The organism is Herbaspirillum sp. VT-16-41 (assembly GCF_001994935.1).
Taxonomy (GTDB): Bacteria; Pseudomonadota; Gammaproteobacteria; order Burkholderiales; family Burkholderiaceae_D; genus Herbaspirillum; species Herbaspirillum frisingense.
In genome coordinates, this window is the sequence record NZ_MUXB01000101.1 from 246,576 (window position 1) to 263,362 (window position 16,787).

15 protein-coding genes are annotated in these 16,787 nt (G+C 62.3%); 10 read left to right on the top strand and 5 right to left on the bottom strand.

The annotated features are described in order from the left end of the window. Window positions 1–3: 3 nt before the first annotated feature. Window positions 4–465 carry a rhodanese-like domain-containing protein gene (locus tag BTM36_RS12065; RefSeq protein WP_077236453.1) on the bottom strand — a complete coding sequence of 154 codons (462 nt, stop codon included), beginning with the start codon at window positions 463–465 and terminating at the stop codon, window positions 4–6. Here BTM36_RS12065 and BTM36_RS27780 point away from each other — a divergent pair. The 4 genes from BTM36_RS27780 (at window position 464) to ntrC (ending at window position 5,244) form a co-directional block, all read left to right on the top strand. After that, window positions 464–793 carry a hypothetical protein gene (locus BTM36_RS27780; protein ID WP_139347134.1) on the top strand — a complete coding sequence of 110 codons (330 nt, stop codon included), beginning with the start codon at window positions 464–466 and terminating at the stop codon, window positions 791–793. The two genes, BTM36_RS12065 and BTM36_RS27780, sit on opposite strands and share 2 nt — an antisense overlap. A gap of 160 nt (window positions 794–953) precedes the next feature. Continuing rightward, window positions 954–2,369 carry a type I glutamate--ammonia ligase gene (gene glnA / locus BTM36_RS12070; protein ID WP_034331334.1) on the top strand — a complete coding sequence of 472 codons (1,416 nt, stop codon included), beginning with the start codon at window positions 954–956 and terminating at the stop codon, window positions 2,367–2,369. A 165-nt stretch (window positions 2,370–2,534) separates the two neighbouring features. After that, complete coding sequence (gene glnL / locus BTM36_RS12075) at window positions 2,535–3,608, top strand: nitrogen regulation protein NR(II) (RefSeq protein ID WP_006712806.1); 1,074 nt, start codon at window positions 2,535–2,537, stop codon at window positions 3,606–3,608. Window positions 3,609–3,744: 136 nt separating this feature from the next. Next, window positions 3,745–5,244, top strand: a complete 1,500-nt coding sequence (ntrC, locus tag BTM36_RS12080; protein WP_077236454.1) for a nitrogen regulation protein NR(I) — start codon at window positions 3,745–3,747, stop codon at window positions 5,242–5,244. A gap of 206 nt (window positions 5,245–5,450) precedes the next feature. Here the strand turns inward: ntrC and BTM36_RS12085 are convergent, their stop codons facing one another. Both BTM36_RS12085 and prpR read right to left on the bottom strand, forming a co-directional pair. Next, a complete protein-coding gene (locus BTM36_RS12085) occupies window positions 5,451–6,734 on the bottom strand; it encodes an MFS transporter (protein WP_006712803.1) in 1,284 nt (427 codons plus the stop codon). A gap of 254 nt (window positions 6,735–6,988) precedes the next feature. Further along, window positions 6,989–8,647 (bottom strand): propionate catabolism operon regulatory protein PrpR, encoded by a 1,659-nt coding sequence (prpR, locus tag BTM36_RS12090; protein WP_077236455.1) that lies wholly within the window; start codon window positions 8,645–8,647, stop codon window positions 6,989–6,991. Window positions 8,648–8,978: 331 nt separating this feature from the next. Between prpR and prpB the strand changes: the two genes are divergently transcribed. From prpB to BTM36_RS12120, 6 genes are all read left to right on the top strand, one after another. After that, window positions 8,979–9,869 (top strand): methylisocitrate lyase, encoded by an 891-nt coding sequence (gene prpB / locus BTM36_RS12095; RefSeq protein WP_006712799.1) that lies wholly within the window; start codon window positions 8,979–8,981, stop codon window positions 9,867–9,869. A 49-nt stretch (window positions 9,870–9,918) separates the two neighbouring features. After that, window positions 9,919–11,073: a 2-methylcitrate synthase gene (prpC, locus tag BTM36_RS12100; protein ID WP_077236456.1), complete on the top strand. Its 1,155-nt coding sequence runs from the start codon at window positions 9,919–9,921 to the stop codon at window positions 11,071–11,073. Between the two features lie 250 nt (window positions 11,074–11,323). Continuing rightward, window positions 11,324–11,752: a hypothetical protein gene (locus BTM36_RS12105; RefSeq protein WP_006712794.1), complete on the top strand. Its 429-nt coding sequence runs from the start codon at window positions 11,324–11,326 to the stop codon at window positions 11,750–11,752. 346 nt (window positions 11,753–12,098) lie between these two features. Further along, window positions 12,099–13,985 carry a propionate--CoA ligase gene (locus BTM36_RS12110; protein ID WP_077236457.1) on the top strand — a complete coding sequence of 629 codons (1,887 nt, stop codon included), beginning with the start codon at window positions 12,099–12,101 and terminating at the stop codon, window positions 13,983–13,985. A gap of 106 nt (window positions 13,986–14,091) precedes the next feature. Beyond that, window positions 14,092–14,595 carry an arsinothricin resistance N-acetyltransferase ArsN1 family B gene (locus BTM36_RS12115; protein WP_006712791.1) on the top strand — a complete coding sequence of 168 codons (504 nt, stop codon included), beginning with the start codon at window positions 14,092–14,094 and terminating at the stop codon, window positions 14,593–14,595. Continuing rightward, window positions 14,595–14,867: a hypothetical protein gene (locus BTM36_RS12120; protein WP_077236475.1), complete on the top strand. Its 273-nt coding sequence runs from the start codon at window positions 14,595–14,597 to the stop codon at window positions 14,865–14,867. Before BTM36_RS12115 ends, BTM36_RS12120 begins: the two co-directional genes overlap by 1 nt. 38 nt (window positions 14,868–14,905) lie before the next feature. Here BTM36_RS12120 and xth read toward each other — a convergent pair whose 3' ends face one another. After that, a complete protein-coding gene (xth, locus tag BTM36_RS12125; RefSeq protein WP_077236458.1) occupies window positions 14,906–15,673 on the bottom strand; it encodes an exodeoxyribonuclease III in 768 nt (255 codons plus the stop codon). Between the two features lie 638 nt (window positions 15,674–16,311). Then, the gene (locus BTM36_RS27785; RefSeq protein ID WP_139347135.1) at window positions 16,312–16,725 is read right to left on the bottom strand and encodes a hypothetical protein; all 414 of its coding nucleotides are present in this window, start codon (window positions 16,723–16,725) and stop codon (window positions 16,312–16,314) included. Window positions 16,726–16,787: the final 62 nt, after the last annotated feature.

Below are 16,787 nucleotides of genomic sequence, written 5' to 3' on the forward strand. Positions count from 1 at the left end.
GCGTCAGGCGCCCACCCAGGGCAGCCCGCCGAAGCACCAGCCTTCCACCGTCTTGCGATGTCCGGCCGCGTCCTTGTTGCCTTCGAAGCCTTCCAGGATGTCGAAGCAGCGGGTGTAGCCATGTTCCGTGGCCAGCTTGGCCGCGTGCTTGGAGCGCACGCCGGAGCGGCACAGGAACAGCAGCACTTCATCGGGCAGGGTGACTTCCTTCAATTGCGGCAGGAACTCCGGATTGGGCTTGCCCTCGGGGTAGAGATTCCATTGCACCGCCAGGTGCTGCGCCGCCGGAATCTGCACGGTCCCGATCCAGTCGCGCTCGGCGCGCGTGCGCACGTCCACCAGCTTCACGCTAGGATCGGCCTGGAGCAGGGCCAGCGCTTCCTGCGGCGTGACTGCGCCGGCATAGGGCAACTGGCCATCGGCGCCGCGTTGCTGGGCTTTGGAAAGGATGTCGTGGGGGCTCATGGCATTTGATCTCGGGAAGAAGGGGACGTGGAATTCTCGGAACGGGTCAACATGGGTGAGGCCGACGATGGCAGGATCAGCCGCGCAGCCCACTGAAAGACTTGATTCTAAACAATATAAACATTTCGGCAATTTCCAAGTCGGTGCATCGCGCAGCCGGAGTTACAGGATGCCCCAGTACGGCGCACGCACCATCAATGTGCAAATCGAGGTGTTCGACCTAAAAATGAAATATTTTGGTGCAAAAGAAGAAAAGTGCACCAAAACAAGGCTTGTCGTGCTGATTCCTGCACCGTGGGGAACGGCCCGAAGGCCGCGTCCTCCCTAAAATATTCCATTATCGGGCTACCCCAAAGGTCGATGGCATGGAATCTGCTATCATCCGCGACTGAGTTCGGCGCAAGACCGTTGTATCAAATGCAAAGATCCAGTCGCAGAAAACGGCTCACACCCCAATTTATACTACTTCCTCGTTTTAGGAGATTCGCATGGCAAGGACGGCCGCAGAGGTTTTGAAGATGGTGAAGGACAACGAAGTCAAGTTTGTTGACTTCCGTTTCGCTGACACCCGTGGCAAGGAACAGCACGTTTCCGTGCCTGTTTCGCATTTCGACATCGACAAGTTCGAATCCGGTCACGCCTTCGACGGTTCGTCGATCGCCGGCTGGAAGGGTATCGAAGCCTCCGACATGCTGCTGATCCCGGACCCGAACACCGCCAACATCGACCCGTTCATGGAAGAGACCACCCTCTTCATGCAATGTGACGTGATCGAGCCGTCCGACGGCAAGGGCTACGACCGTGATCCGCGCTCCATCGCCAAGCGCGCTGAAGCCTACCTGAAGTCCTCCGGCCTGGGCGACACCGCCTACTTCGGTCCGGAACCCGAATTCTTCATCTTCGACGGCGTGCGTTGGGGTGCTGACATGTCCGGCTCCTTCGTCAAGATCGACTCCGAAGAAGCTTCCTGGAGCACCGGCGCCAAGATCGAAGGCGGCAACTCCGGCCACCGTCCGACCGTCAAGGGCGGCTATTTCCCGGTTCCCCCGGTCGACAGCTTCCAGGACATGCGTTCGGAAATGTCCCTGATCCTGGAATCCCTGGGCATCCCCGTCGAAGTGCACCACCACGAAGTGGCTGGCGCTGGCCAGAACGAACTGGGCACCAAGTTCTCGACCCTGGTCGAGCGCGCTGACTGGACCCAGACCCTGAAGTACGTGATCTGGAACGTTGCCCACACCTACGGCAAGACCGCTACCTTCATGCCCAAGCCCCTGGTCGGCGACAACGGCTCCGGCATGCACGTGCACCAATCCGTCTGGAAGGATGGCAAGAACCTGTTCGCAGGCGACGGCTACGCCGGCCTGTCGGAATTCGCGCTGTACTACATCGGCGGCATCATCAAGCACGCCAAGGCATTGAACGCGATCACCAACCCCGGCACCAACTCGTACAAGCGTCTGGTCCCCGGCTTCGAAGCCCCGGTCAAGCTGGCCTACTCGGCCCGTAACCGCTCGGCCTCGATCCGTATCCCCCACGTCGCCAACCCGAAGGGCCGTCGTATCGAAACCCGCTTCCCGGATCCCCTGGCCAACCCGTACCTGTGCTTCTCGGCTCTGCTGATGGCCGGTCTGGATGGCGTGCAGAACAAGATCCACCCGGGCGAAGCTGCGACCAAGGACCTGTACCACCTGCCGCCGGAAGAAGACAAGCTGATCCCGACCGTCTGCGCCTCGCTGGACGAAGCCCTGGAACACCTGGACAAGGACCGCGAGTTCCTGACCCGTGGTGGCGTGTTCACCGACAGCATGATCGATGCCTACATCGAGCTGAAGATGCAGGAAGTCCAACGCTTCCGCATGACCACGCACCCGATCGAATTCGACATGTACTACTCGCTGTAATCGAATCCGCATCCGGAGAAAAAGGGGAAGCTTGCTTCCCCTTTTTTTATGCGCAGCGGCGCGGCCCATGGCAGGGAAGTGCGCCCGAAAATTGCTAGACAGACTGGTCAATGACTGCACTAGCCCGAGCAAGACGACATGACCCCTGGCATCACGAATCCTCCCATGAAGACACCTCTTCCTTCCCTCGATGGTCTAGACCTGCTGGCCTCGGCCGTCATCATCCTGGACGCTGCCGGTGGCATCGTCTATGCCAACGCTGCCGCCGAGAACCTGCTGGAGAGTTCCTTCAAGGTGCTCTCGCAGCAGAAGCTGTCGGAGCTCTTCCTCAATGGCAAGGAGCTGACCGCGCTGTTCTACCAGGCCATCGAACACCAGTTTGCCGACAAGCGCCTGGACCTGGTGCTGGAACGCGCCAACCGCGAGCCGTTGCAGGTGCACACCATCGTTACGCCCCTGGACAGCACCGACATGCCGGTCCTGCTGGAGCTGCGCGAGAACGTCCAGCAATTGAAGCTGGACCGTGAAGAGCGCATGTTCGACCAGAGCCAGGCCAACAAGGAACTGATCCGCAACCTGGCCCACGAGATCAAGAACCCGCTGGGCGGCATCCGTGGTGCAGCCCAGTTGCTGGAGCTGGAACTGCCCGAGCGCCACCTCAAGGAATTGCGCGAATACACCCAGGTCATCATCAAGGAAGCCGACCGCCTGCAGACCCTGGTCGATCGCCTGCTGGCACCGCACCGCCATCCCCACATCGTGGGCGACGTCAACATCCACGAAGTGTGCGAGCGCGTGCGCAGCCTGGTGATGGCCGAGTTCCCGCAGGGGCTGACCATCAAGCGCGACTATGATCTTTCCATCCCCGAATTCCGGGGCGACAAGGAACAGCTGATCCAGGCGGTATTGAACATCGTCCACAACGCGGCCCAGGCACTGGCCGACCGCATCCGTGCGGGTGACGCCGAGCTGATCCTGCGTACCCGCGTTTCCCGCCAGGTGACGCTATCCAAGGTCAGATACCGGCTGGCACTAGACTTGCATATCATCGATAACGGTCCGGGTATTCCGCCAGACATCCAGGAAAGAATCTTCTATCCCCTGGTGTCGGGTCGGGAGGGTGGTAGCGGACTGGGGCTGACCCTGGCGCAGACCTTCGTGCATCAGCACATGGGCGTGATCGAATGCGACAGCCGGCCGGGTTGTACCGATTTCAGAATACTTATACCGCTGCCGTGAGCCCATGGCCGCAGGCGGCGCGCCAAAGCCGGAATGACGGAAGGCATCCCGTCATCATGGGGGCTGTGGCACGGCGCCAGAAGCGTCGTGGCCGCGGGAGCATTAACAGCATGACCAACGCAGGAAAAAGCTATTTATGAAACCGATCTGGATTGTTGACGACGACGAATCGATACGCTGGGTGCTTGAGAAAGCACTGGCCCGAGAAAATCTCGCCACGCAGAGTTTTTCCAGCGCACGCGATGCCATGGCGGCCCTGCAGAACGGCACGCCGCAAGTGCTGGTTTCCGACATCCGCATGCCCGGCGCCTCCGGGCTGGAACTGCTGCAGACCGTCAAGGCCAAGCACCCCGGGATTCCGGTGATCATCATCACAGCCTTCTCGGACCTGGACTCGGCCGTCTCGGCCTTCCAGGGCGGCGCCTTCGAATACCTGGCCAAGCCCTTCGACGTCGACAAGGCGGTCGAACTGATCCGTCGCGCCCTGGATGAAAGCCTGCGCGAAACCGATATCGAGCAAGGTGCCGCACAGACCCCCGAAATCCTCGGCCAGGCGCCCGCGATGCAGGACGTGTTCCGCGCCATCGGTCGCCTGTCGCAATCGAACGTGACGGTGTTGATCACCGGCGAATCCGGCTCCGGCAAGGAGCTGGTGGCACGCGCCCTGCACAAGCACAGCCCGCGCGCCAGCCAGCCCTTCGTGGCATTGAACACGGCCGCTATCCCGAAGGACCTGCTGGAATCCGAACTGTTCGGCCATGAACGCGGCGCCTTCACCGGCGCGCAAGCCATGCGCCGTGGCCGCTTCGAGCAGGCCGAGGGCGGCACCCTGTTCCTCGATGAAATCGGCGACATGCCGCTGGACCTGCAGACGCGCCTGTTGCGTGTGCTCTCCGACGGCCACTTTTATCGCGTCGGCGGCCATCAATCGCTCAAGGCCAACGTGCGCGTCATCGCCGCTACCCACCAGAACCTGGAACACCGGGTGCGCGAAGGCCTGTTCCGCGAGGACTTGTACCACCGCCTCAACGTCATCCGCCTGCGCCTGCCAAGCCTGCGCGAGCGCAGCGAAGACATTCCCATCCTGGCGCGCTACTTCCTCACCCAGAGCGCCCGCCAGCTGGGCGTGGAAGCCAAGCGCCTGTCACCGCAGGCCATGCAGTTCCTGTCGCAACTGGAATTCCCCGGCAACGTGCGCCAGCTGGAAAACCTGTGCAACTGGATCACCGTCATGGCCCCGGGCCAGACCGTGGAAATCAAGGACCTGCCGCAGGACCTGGTGGAAGAACGCGTGCATGCACCGCAACCGGCGCAGATCGTGTCGGCACCGGCCTCGGCTGCCGGAACGCCTGCACCGCTGGCCCAGCCCGAGCTGTCGGCAGGCGCGGTACCGGCTGAAGCCGTCGCCGGCAACTGGATCTCGCTGCTGGAAACCGAAGCCGCGCAGATGCTGGCCTCGGAGCAGCCGGAGGTGATGGATATCCTCGGTCGCCAGTTCGAAGCCGCGCTGATCAAGATCGCCCTCAAGCACACCCACGGCCGCAAGAACGACGCCGCCGTGCGCCTGGGCATCGGCCGCAACACCATCACCCGCAAGATCCAGGAGCTGGGTATTGGCGGTGCCGAGGACGATTGATCGGCTAGCACTGGATCACATCTGATCCAACTCGAGTCAAGCAGGGGAGGCCTGCCCGCGTGCCGCCGCGTGGGCAGGAGCAACAAGGGGAAGAGGCGGCGGCAAACAAAAAAGGAAATGGCCTGGATCTCGCGATCCAGGCCATTTTTATTTTCTCCCGCCACACTGCCGGGAGAAACGATTTATATCATTTACGCGATCGCTGCTTAGCGCAGCTTCAGCACATAACGCGCCGCCGCCGAAGCGATCAGGCTCAGCACCGCGCCGAAGATGACGAAGTAGCTCACCGACAGCTTGTTGCCGGTGAAGTCGATCAGCCAGGTGATGATCAGGCCAGCGAAGCCGCCGAAGATGGTCACCGCAATGTTATAGGCCAGCGACATGCCGGTGCCGCGCGTGGCCACCGGGAAGATGTCGGCCAGCAGGGCCGGCATGGCGGCGAAGTACATGGTCATGAGCACGCCGATGACGGTCTGCAGCAACAGCAGCTGCAGGAAGCCCGGCGAATTGGTCAGGAACACGAACATCGGATAGGTCAGCACGATGTACAGGGCGCTGCTGACGATCATGAACGGCGTGCGGCCGATCTTGTCGGAGGCCGCGCCCACCAGCGGCGAGCCGATGAACATGATCAGGCCGGCCACCGACATTGCGGCGAATGACGACCATGCCGGCAGGCCCAGCTGCTTGACCGCGTAGGTCGGGATGTAGAGCGACAGGTAGACCGAGACGGTGGCCATGATGACGCTGCCCGAACCGATCAGGAGGCGCAGCTTCTGGCTGGTGAAAGTGTCGCGCAGGGGCGCATTGGTCTTTTCGCTGGACTCCTTGAATTCCGGTGCTTCATCCAGGTGACGACGGATGTAGATGCCGGCCGGTGCGATCAGCAGGCCGAAGAAGAACGGCACGCGCCAGCCCCAGGAAGCCAGTTGCTCGGGCGTGAGCATGTTGTTGAGCACGGCACCGAAGATCGCCGCCAGCAACAGGCTGATGCCCTGGCTGGCCACCTGCCAGCTGGAGAAGTAACCACGGCGATGCGGTGCGTGTTCCACCAGGAAGGCGGTGGAGCTACCGAACTCGCCACCGGCCGAGAAGCCCTGGATCATCTTGCCCAGTGCAATGCCGGCCGGTGCCAGCAGGCCGATGCTGGCATAGCTGGGCATGAAGGCGATCATGGCGGTGCCGATGGTCATGAGCATGATGGACAGCATCAGTGCCGCCTTGCGGCCGGCGCGGTCCGAATAGGCGCCCAGCACCACCGCGCCCAGCGGACGCATGAAGAAGGACACGCCGAAGGTGGCGAAGGTCAGCAGCAGCGAAACGCTGTCGTCCCCGGTGGGGAAGAACTGCTTGGCGATGACCACGGCGAAGGCGCCGTAGATCAGGATGTCGAACCATTCGAGCGCATTGCCGATGGAAGACGAGATGATCGCGCGCCGCGCCTGCGGGTGCGTGGTGGCGGCGCCAGGCGCCGTGGTGTTGCTGGTCATGGAGACTCCCTGATGGATAGCTGTGGATGGAGGAGCAGCGCGCCGGTCTCGCCCGGGCGGGGCGGACGACTGCCTGGCTGGTTGAATGATGGTTATGGGCTCCCTGTCGCGCTCACGGGGCAAATGCGATCGGCCGTGGGCGTTACAGCGGGCGAGGATAGGCGCCGCAGTGCGGGGCTGTCAAGGCGCGCTGCGGTGGATTATCAGGACGCAGGAAGCCTGTCGCATCGGGTAAATGATTTACACCCGATGGCTCATTGCTGAGCTTCGTCGACCTCATCCGCTAGCTGCTTCAAGCGGCGCCACAGGGTGGTCCGGCTCATCCCCAGATGGCGTGCGGCGGCAGCGCGATTGCCACGATAGCGGCGCAGCACGGCCTGGATCTGCGCATCGTCAGGCGCGGCCGTGATGACATCTGGTTCCTGCGCGGTCGCGCTGGCCATGCTGGCGTGCTGCGCCAGTTCCGGTGCTACCCGCAGGATCAGGGCCGGGGTCAGCGCCTGCAGCGGTTCGGCCGCCAGGAACAGGGCCAGCCGTTCCATCAGGTTGCGCAGTTCACGCACATTGCCCGGCCAGGCGTAGGCGCACAGCAGCGGCGAGCAGCGCAGGATTTCCGCACCCAGGTTGGCATGCGGGCGGGCATCCAGTGCCGCCAGCGCATGCTTGAGATGCCACTCGGTCAGTGCCGGCACGTCGTCGCTGCGTGCGCGCAGCGGTGGCAGGGGCAGGCGCAGCACGCTGAGCCGGTAATACAGGTCGGCCCGGAAACGGCCCTCGCGTACCCTGGCCTCCAGGTCGCAATGGGTAGCGCTGATGATGCGCACCTGCACCGGGATCGGACGCGTGCCGCCGACGCGTACCACCTCGCGCTCTTCCAGCACGCGCAGCAGGCGGGTCTGCAGCGGCAGCGGCATCTCGCCGATCTCATCCAATAGCAGCGTGCCGCGATGGGCCGCCTCGAACACGCCGGCACGTCCACCCCGGCGCGAACCGGTGAAAGCGCCTTCTTCATAGCCGAACAGTTCGGACTCCAGCAGCGACTCCGCCAGCGCGCCGCAGTTGATGGCCACGAAGGGATGGCTTGCCTGGGTCTTGCCCTGCATCAGCGGATGGGCGCGATGGATGGCTTGCGCCGCCAGCTCCTTGCCGGTGCCGGTCTCGCCCTGGATCAGTACGCTGGCCGGCGAGCGGGCAAACAGCGTGATCGATTGCCGTACCGCTTCCATGGCAGCCGAGTCGCCCCGCAAGTCCTTCAGGTGATGACGTGCGCGCAGGCTGTCGGCCACCGGCAGGAGCGGGCCACGCGTGCTCTCCAGTTGGGTCAGGCGCGCCAGTTCCAGTGCATCCTCGAAGGCCTGGCGCACGGTGGCCGAGGAGTACAGGAAGATGCCGTGCATGCCGGCCTCTTCAGCCAGGTCGGTGATGAGGCCGGCACCCACCACGGCCTCGATGCCACCGGCCTTCAGTTCGTTGACCACGGCCCGCGCATCTTCCTCGGTGGCATAGGTGCGCTGGGCGATGTCCAGCCCGAACATCTGCTGGAACTCGGTCAGCGCCGGCATCTCTTCCTGATAGCTGACCAGGCCGATGCGGGTGGTGATCTGGCGCGCCCGTGCCAGCGCCTGCATCACGTCGAAGCCGCTGGCACGCGCCACCACCACCGGCACCGGCAACCGGCTCTTGAGGTAGGCGCCGTTGGAGCCGGCCGAGATGACCACGTCGCAGCGCTGCGTGGCCAGGCGCTCGCGGATCTCGCGTACGGCCTCGTCGAACCCCAGGTGGATGGGCTCGATGTCGGCCAGGGCGTCGAACTCCAGCGTGATGTCGCGGAACAGCTCCGACAGGCGCGAGACCGAAGCGGTCCAGATCACGGGTTTGTCGGCGTGGCGGTCGGTGGGGGCAGGGCGTTTCATGGGCGTGGCGCTGGGTGGCTGAAGCTGACTGATGATGACTGGAAAGGCCTGAAGCCAGCCAGGAAGAAACGTTCACCATGTTTCAGTGAAACGTTAGTGTAACACTGATGAAACAGGGTGGCATGCCTCCGGATCGCCCGTCCGGCCTGCCTGCTGGCGTGACAGGGGAGCCAGGTTTCGTTCGCAAGTCATTGATCTGGAAGGAAGTTTCACATCACCCCAAAACAGGCCCGCCAGGTTTCGCAGGATGTTGCAGTGCGATGGCACGGCCGTTGCAATAGGGCCCTCCATAGTCCGCTACCTCCAGCAACCCTTACAGAAGGTGTCCATCATGGCTCTCCACTCCGCAGGCGCAGCGTTCCGCCAGGCCGTCCAGGAAGAATCCCCCTTGCAAGTCATCGGCGCGATCAACGCCAATCACGCCCTGCTGGCCAAGCGCGCCGGCTTCCGTGCCATCTACCTGTCCGGCGGCGGCGTCGCGGCCGGTTCCCTGGGCTTGCCCGACCTCGGCATTTCCAATCTGGACGACGTGCTCACCGACGTACGCCGCATCACCGACGTGTGCGACCTGCCGCTGCTGGTCGATGTCGATACCGGCTTCGGCGCCTCGGCCTTCAACGTGGCCCGCACCGTGAAGTCGATGATCAAGTTCGGTGCCGCCGCCATGCACATCGAAGACCAGGTCGGCGCCAAACGCTGCGGTCACCGTCCCGGCAAGGAAATCGTCAGCAAGCAGGAAATGGTGGACCGCATCAAGGCCGCCGTGGATGCCCGTACCGATGAGAACTTCGTCATCATGGCGCGCACCGATGCACTGGCCGTGGAAGGCCTGGAGGCCGCCGTGGAGCGCGCCGTGGCCTGCGTCGAAGCCGGTGCCGACATGATCTTCCCGGAAGCCATCACCGACCTGGGTATGTACAAGCAGTTCGCCAATGCGGTGAAGGTGCCGATCCTGGCCAACATCACCGAATTCGGCTCGACCCCGCTGTTCACCGTGGACGAACTCAAGGGCGCCGACGTCGGCCTGGTGCTCTATCCGCTGTCGGCCTTCCGCGCCATGAACAAGGCGGCCGAAAACGTTTATCAGGCGATCCGCCGCGACGGTACCCAGAAGAACGTGGTCGATACCATGCAGACCCGCATGGAACTGTACGACCGCATCGACTACCACAGCTACGAGCAGCGCCTGGATGCGCTGTTTGCCCAGCAGAAGAACAAGTAATCCCTTCCGACAATTCAGTTTTCACCGAACACGCTACGAGGAGAACACGATGAGCGAACAACAAGCCGCAGGTTTCAAGCCCAAGAAGTCCGTTGCCCTCTCCGGCGTCACCGCCGGTAACACCGCCCTGTGTACCGTCGGCAAGACCGGCAATGACCTGCACTATCGCGGCTACGACATCCTGGACGTGGCCGACAGCTGCGAGTTCGAAGAGATCGCCCACCTGCTGGTGCACGGCAAGCTGCCCACCGCCGCCGAACTGCGCGCCTACAAGGCCAAGCTCAAGGCCCTGCGCGGCCTGCCGGCCAACGTCAAGGCGGCGCTGGAATGGCTGCCTGCGGCCTCGCATCCGATGGATGTGATGCGTACCGGCGTCTCGGCCCTGGGTTGCGTGCTGCCGGAGAAGGATGACCACAACACCCCCGGCGCGCGCGACATCGCCGACCGCCTGATGGCCTCGCTGGGTTCCATGCTGCTGTACTGGTACCACTACAGCCACAACGGCAACCGCATCGAAGTGGAAACCGATGATGATTCCATCGGCGCCCACTTCCTGCACCTGCTGCACGGCGAGAAGCCCTCCGAGTCCTGGGAAAAGGCCATGCACACCTCGCTGATCCTGTACGCGGAGCACGAGTTCAACGCCTCCACCTTCACCGGTCGCGTCATCGCCGGTACCGGCTCGGACATGCACTCGGCCATCACCGGCGCCATCGGCGCGCTGCGCGGCCCCAAGCACGGTGGCGCCAACGAGGTGGCCTTCGAGATCCAGAAGCGCTACGACAACCCGGACGAAGCCGAAGCCGACATCCGTCGCCGCGTGGAGAACAAGGAAGTGGTGATCGGTTTCGGTCACCCGGTCTACACCATCTCCGACCCGCGCAACAAGGTCATCAAGGAAGTGGCGCGCAAGCTCTCCAAGGAAGCCGGCTCGACCAAGATGTTCGACATCGCCGAACGCCTGGAAACGGTCATGTGGGACATCAAGAAGATGTTCCCCAACCTGGACTGGTTCTCGGCCGTGTCGTATCACATGATGGGCGTGCCCACCGCGATGTTCACGCCGCTGTTCGTCATTGCCCGCACCTCGGGCTGGGCGGCGCACATCATCGAGCAGCGCATCGACAACAAGATCATCCGCCCGTCGGCCAACTATGTCGGCCCGGAAGATCTGAAGTTCGTGCCCATCGCCAAGCGCAAGTAAGGCAAGCGGGCGGCAGGGTAGGGGGAGGGGAGCAAGGGGAGCAGTAGCGCCGCAGTGCAATAGTGGTGAAGCAGTGCAGCGATGGAAGCGGCGGCCAGCGGCAGGGGCCGTCGCCTTCCGGATTTGTAACAAGCGTTACATGTGGTCGAGTCCGGTGTAATTACTTGCTAAGATGCGGTCGGGCCGTTTTCGGCTCGTTTTTGGCCCGCTTCCGGCCCATCTCCGCCCCCGACTCTCCATGGATCATCCGATGATTGCTGCCATCGCTTCCCGTCGTTTTTTCAAGCAGGTCTGCCTGTGTGCGGCCGCCAGTTCCGTGCTGGCCGCCTGTTCTTCCAACACCCCGGTACCGGTGAGCGACACCAAGCCGGTCTTGCCCCAACTGCTGCAGGCCCCGGCGGCCACCCAGCCCAGCTGGGCGACCCAGCTCAAGACCGGCGCCTTCAGCTGCGAGATGGGCAACAAGGTCGAGATCCGTATGGATGGCCGGGTGACCGACGGCGTCACGCTGGTGTGGAAAGGCAGTAGCTACATGATGAACCCGGTCAGCACCTCGACCGGTGCAGTGCGACTGGAGAACAAGGGCGAAGGCCTGGTGTGGATCCAGATTCCGTCGAAGTCCATGCTGCTCAATTCCAAGATCGGGCAGCAGCTCGCCAACGATTGCCGCACGCGCTGATTGCATCCGCTGTGCAGCGTGCCGTGGCGATGAGCTGACCGCGGCGCGTTTCTCCCTCCTCCTTCGTTTCCTCTTCTTCTGGCATGTCGCCGGTCTCGTACCGGTGACATCGCATCCGCATTTTTCGTCGTCGCGCTTGATCTGCATCAGCCGCAAAGCGGCGCCGGCTGGGCGAATTCAGCCACCCGTAAGCTTCAGGTGCAAGACTGGATCAAACGTCGCATGAAGGCCGGACAGGGGGTGCTGCAAGCCGACACCCGGTATCAAGCCGTCGACGATCGACCCGCAGACCACGCATGTCCAGGGCGAACACAGTTTTCCAATACGAAAGACATGAGGAGACGTCATGCAATACGAGGATTTCTATCGCCGCTCCATCGAGCATCCCGACACCTATTGGGCCGAAGAAGCACAGCGCATCCACTGGGAAGAGTCCTTCACCCGCACCCTGGATTATTCGCGCGCGCCCTTTGCGCGCTGGTTCATCGGCGGCAAGACCAATCTGTGCTACAACGCCGTCGATCGTCACCTGGCCGAACGCGCCTCGCAGGCAGCGCTGATCGCCATTTCCACCGAGACCAACAGCGAACGCGTCTACGACTTCGCCGAACTGCATCGCGAAGTGCAGGCCATGGCCGCCACCATGCTGGCCCTGGGCGTGCAGCGCGGCGACCGGGTGCTGATCTACATGCCCATGATCGCCGAGGCGGTGTTCGCCATGCTGGCCTGCGCCCGCATCGGGGCGGTGCATTCGGTGGTGTTCGGCGGCTTTGCGTCCAACAGCCTGGCTTCGCGTATTGACGATGCGCAGCCGCGCCTGATCGTCTCGGCCGATGCCGGCTCGCGCGGCGGCAAGGTGATTCCCTACAAGGGCCTGCTGGACGATGCTATCCAGTTGGCGCAGCACAAGCCGCAGCGTGTGCTGCTGGTCGATCGCGGCCTGGCGCCGATGGCGCGCACGCCGGAGCGCGACGTCGACTACGCCGTCCTGCGCGCACAGCACCTGGGCCAGCCGGTCCCGGTGACCTGGCTGGAGTCCAATGAAACCAGCTACGTGCTCTACACCTCCGGCACCACCGGCAAGCCCAAGGGCGTGCAGCGCGACGTGGGCGGCTATGCGGTGGCGCTGGCGTCGTCCATGCAGCACATCTTCTGCGGCAAGCCGGGCGAGACCTATTTCTGCACCTCCGACATCGGCTGGGTGGTGGGCCACTCCTACATCGTCTATGGCCCGCTGATCGCCGGCATGGCCACCGTGCTCTACGAAGGCCTGCCGATCCGGCCTGACGCCGGCATCTGGTGGAGCATCGTCGAGAAGTACCAGGTGACCCGCATGTTCTCCGCTCCGACGGCCATCCGCGTGCTCAAGAAACAGCCGGCCGAATGCATGGAGCGCTACGACACCTCTTCGCTCAAGGCACTCTACCTGGCCGGCGAACCGCTGGACGAGACCACCTCCAACTGGATCTCGGCGGCGCTGAAGGTGCCGGTGATCGACAACTACTGGCAGACCGAATCGGGCTGGCCCATCATCTCGATCGCCAAGGGCATCAGCGACAAGCCGACCCGCCTTGGCAGCCCCGGCGTGCCCATGCCGGGCTACCGCCTGGCCATCCTCGACGAGGCCAGCGGCGAGCCCTGCGCGGCCGGCCAGAAGGGTGTGGTCGCCATCGAAGGCCCGCTGCCGCCAGGCTGCATGCAGACCGTGTACGGCGACGATGCGCGCTTCGTCAACACCTACTGGCGCAGCCTGCCACGGGAGGTCTACTCCACCTTCGACTGGGGCATCCAGGACCAGGATGGCTACTACTTCATCCTCGGTCGCACCGACGACGTCATCAACGTCGCCGGCCACCGCCTGGGGACCCGCGAGATCGAGGAGAGCATCTCCAGCCATCCCAACGTCTCCGAAGTGGCCGTGGTCGGCGTGGAAGACAAGTTGAAGGGGCAGGTGGCGATTGCCTTTGCCATCGCCAAACAGGCCGACGCGATTGCCACCCCGGAGCAGAGGAAGGCGCTGGAAGCCGAGATCATGGGTGTGGTCGACAAGCAGATCGGCGCGGTCGGCCGCCCGGCACGGGTGTTCTTCGTCACCGGCCTGCCCAAGACGCGCTCCGGCAAGCTGCTGCGGCGGGCCATCCAGTCGATCTGCGAAGGCCGCGATCCGGGCGACCTGCCCACCATCGAGGACCCGGCAGCGCTGGAGCAGGTGAGACTGGCGCTGCGCGACTGATCCCTGCCAGCAAGCGGCGGCCGATACCGGACCTGGCCGCCGCTGATGCCGTAATTTGGTTACACTGGCAGCTTCATCCCATCGTCCCTCTTCAAAGCTTCCGGTCATGCATCCCTCAATCCGCCCGGCCACCGCCGCCGACGCCGCTGCCATCTGTGGCATCTACAACCACTACGTCGACACCACCGTCATCAGTTTCGAGACCGAAGCGGTGACTGTCGAGGGCATGGCCGCCCGCATTGCGGATGTGCAGGCGCAGTTTCCCTGGCTGGTGTTCGAACAGGAGGGCGAGGTGCTGGGCTATGCCTACGCCAGCAAATGGAAGCCGCGTGCGGCCTACCAGCGCTCGGTGGAAAGCTCGGTCTACCTGCGTCACGACGCCGGCGGACGCGGCATCGGCAAGCTGCTGTACGGTGAGCTGTTCGCGCAGTTGAAACCCCTGGGCGTGCATCTGGTCATCGGTGGCATTGCCCAGCCCAATGCGGCCAGCGTGGCCCTGCACGAGAGCCTGGGCTTCGTGAAATGCGGCGTCTTCAGCGAGGTCGGCTACAAGATGGGACGCTGGATCGACGTCGGTTACTGGCAGCTCAAATTGCAAGAGGCCCAATGATGAGATCGACCCGCGCCGCCAGCGCCATCGAGCGCCTGAACAGCCGCACCGAATCGCGCGAGTATTCCATGCTGCGCACCTCCGATGAGCGTTTCATCCTGACCCGCCGCGTGGCCGGCCAGCCGCTGGAAAAGCTCAATGAAGCAATGGAACTGGACGACTTCGTCAGCTTCGTCAACGCCCAGGGACCGCAAAAGGCCAAGCGCGTCAGCAAGCTCGATGTGCAGTTCGAAAAGAACATGCGCAACAAGAAAGAACAAACGCCACCCTGAGGCGGCGTTCGTCGATACTGGCTGGCCCGTGGGCGGCGTCAGTCGGCCAGGGTCGCAATCACCGGTGCGTGGTCGGAAGGCTGCTCCCACTTGCGCGGCACCTTGTCAATGACGCAGGCGGTACAACGCGGCACCAGTTCTTCGGACAGCAGGATGTGGTCGATCCGCAGGCCACGATTGAGGCGGAAACCCATCTGCCGGTAGTCCCACCAGCTATACATCTTCTCCGGCTGTTCGAACAGCCGGTAGGAGTCGGTCAGGCCCAGCGCCTGCAGCTTGCGGAAGGCCTCGCGTTCCGGCTCCGACACCAGCACCTGACCTTGCCAGGCCACCGGATCATGCACATCGCGGTCTTCGGGCGCGATGTTGTAGTCGCCCAGCAGCGCCAGGCGCGGGTTCTTCGCCTTTTCCTGCGCCAGCCATTCGTGCAGCGCCGCCAGCCAGTTCAGCTTGTAGGGATACTTTTCGGACTCCAGCGACTGCCCGTTGGGGATATAGGCGCAGACATAGCGCACACCTTCGATGGTGGCGGCGATGATGCGCTGCTGCTCGTCGGGGAACAAGGGGTTGTTCTTGACCACGTCACTCATCGGATGGCGCGACAGGATGGCCACGCCGTTGTAGGTTTTCTGGCCCGAGAATTCGACCAGATAACCGGCGGCCGCAATCTCGGCGGCGGGAAACTTGTCGTCGGTGAGCTTGGTTTCCTGTAGGCAGAGCACGTCGACCGGATTTTCTTCCAGCCATTTCAGGACCTGCGGCAGGCGGACCTTGAGGGAGTTGACGTTCCAGGTGGCGATTTTCATGATATGTGCAAAGTCTTTGTGTGGTGCGGCTTTGCGCGGTACGGGTAGCTGCAAGATCTGCCTGGCTACCCACTTGGCTACTCACCCTTGAAGGCTGGAACGTGCGCGCAAAGTGTTGCTGAGGCGCCACTATAGCATCAGCGGCTGACCTTGTTCTTCTCGATCATGGAGGTAATGCGTGCAGCTGTGATTACATCCACTCGAACGTTTACCGATCTTTGCTAGTTTTAAGCTGCCTTCGTTGGTCAGACGATAGATTTTTGCGCGTGAGATGCCAAGCTTTGCTTCCGCCATGTTGATGCGATAAATGAATGGGCCGTTCACGACCGCATCAAAACAAAATTAAAAGGGCTGAGTCCTGTGCAATGAAGAACCCAGCCCTTGAGGCCTTAACCGTCTATTGGCCGTCCAACTTTATGGGGGCAGTTCACTAAGGCGGCTAAACTGAGTCTCGATGAGACATCGAAGTAATCCAAAAACTGCCTTCCCGCGAAGAGAATCCTCCTTTGTTTTCTTCGCGCGGAAGTAGCGAATGTACGCATAGGCCTATGTGTGCTTCCAAATGGAAGTAGCATTATTAACGTTGATGCTTGATAAGTTAATGAGTACGATCCATTAAATTATTTATCTGTTGCGCCTCAAATTTCTTTTAACCGCCTCTGATAATCTTTGAATGCAGCATCAATATTCCCAAGAAGGGTGTGAAAACCTTTCCAATCCAACTCGGCTGCTTTTTTTGCTACGAAGTCATGCGCAAAACAGGCTTTATCAGCGAACGTAGTTCGATCAACCTCCTCGTCCGAAAAGTTGAACGGCTTCCCCTCAAATCCGCCGACTAAATCGGCTGCCGAAAACAAGTCCTCTATGCTGCAGTCAGTTTTTTCTGACGTCAATGGAATTGGTACGATGTACAAATTTCCAAAAATCCGAGCAAATGCTTCCGTCCCTGTTATTTTTCCACCACGAATACTATCTGCTTTTTTAAAAACATCCCTACCTGCTCGGTCATTATCGACGATAAAAATTACCGGGTATTTTGACCTGCTCCCCAATTTAGTACGAGAACGACTTGGAGTCTGCGGTTAAAAAAGTCTCTGCAAACTGTTGCGGCGTG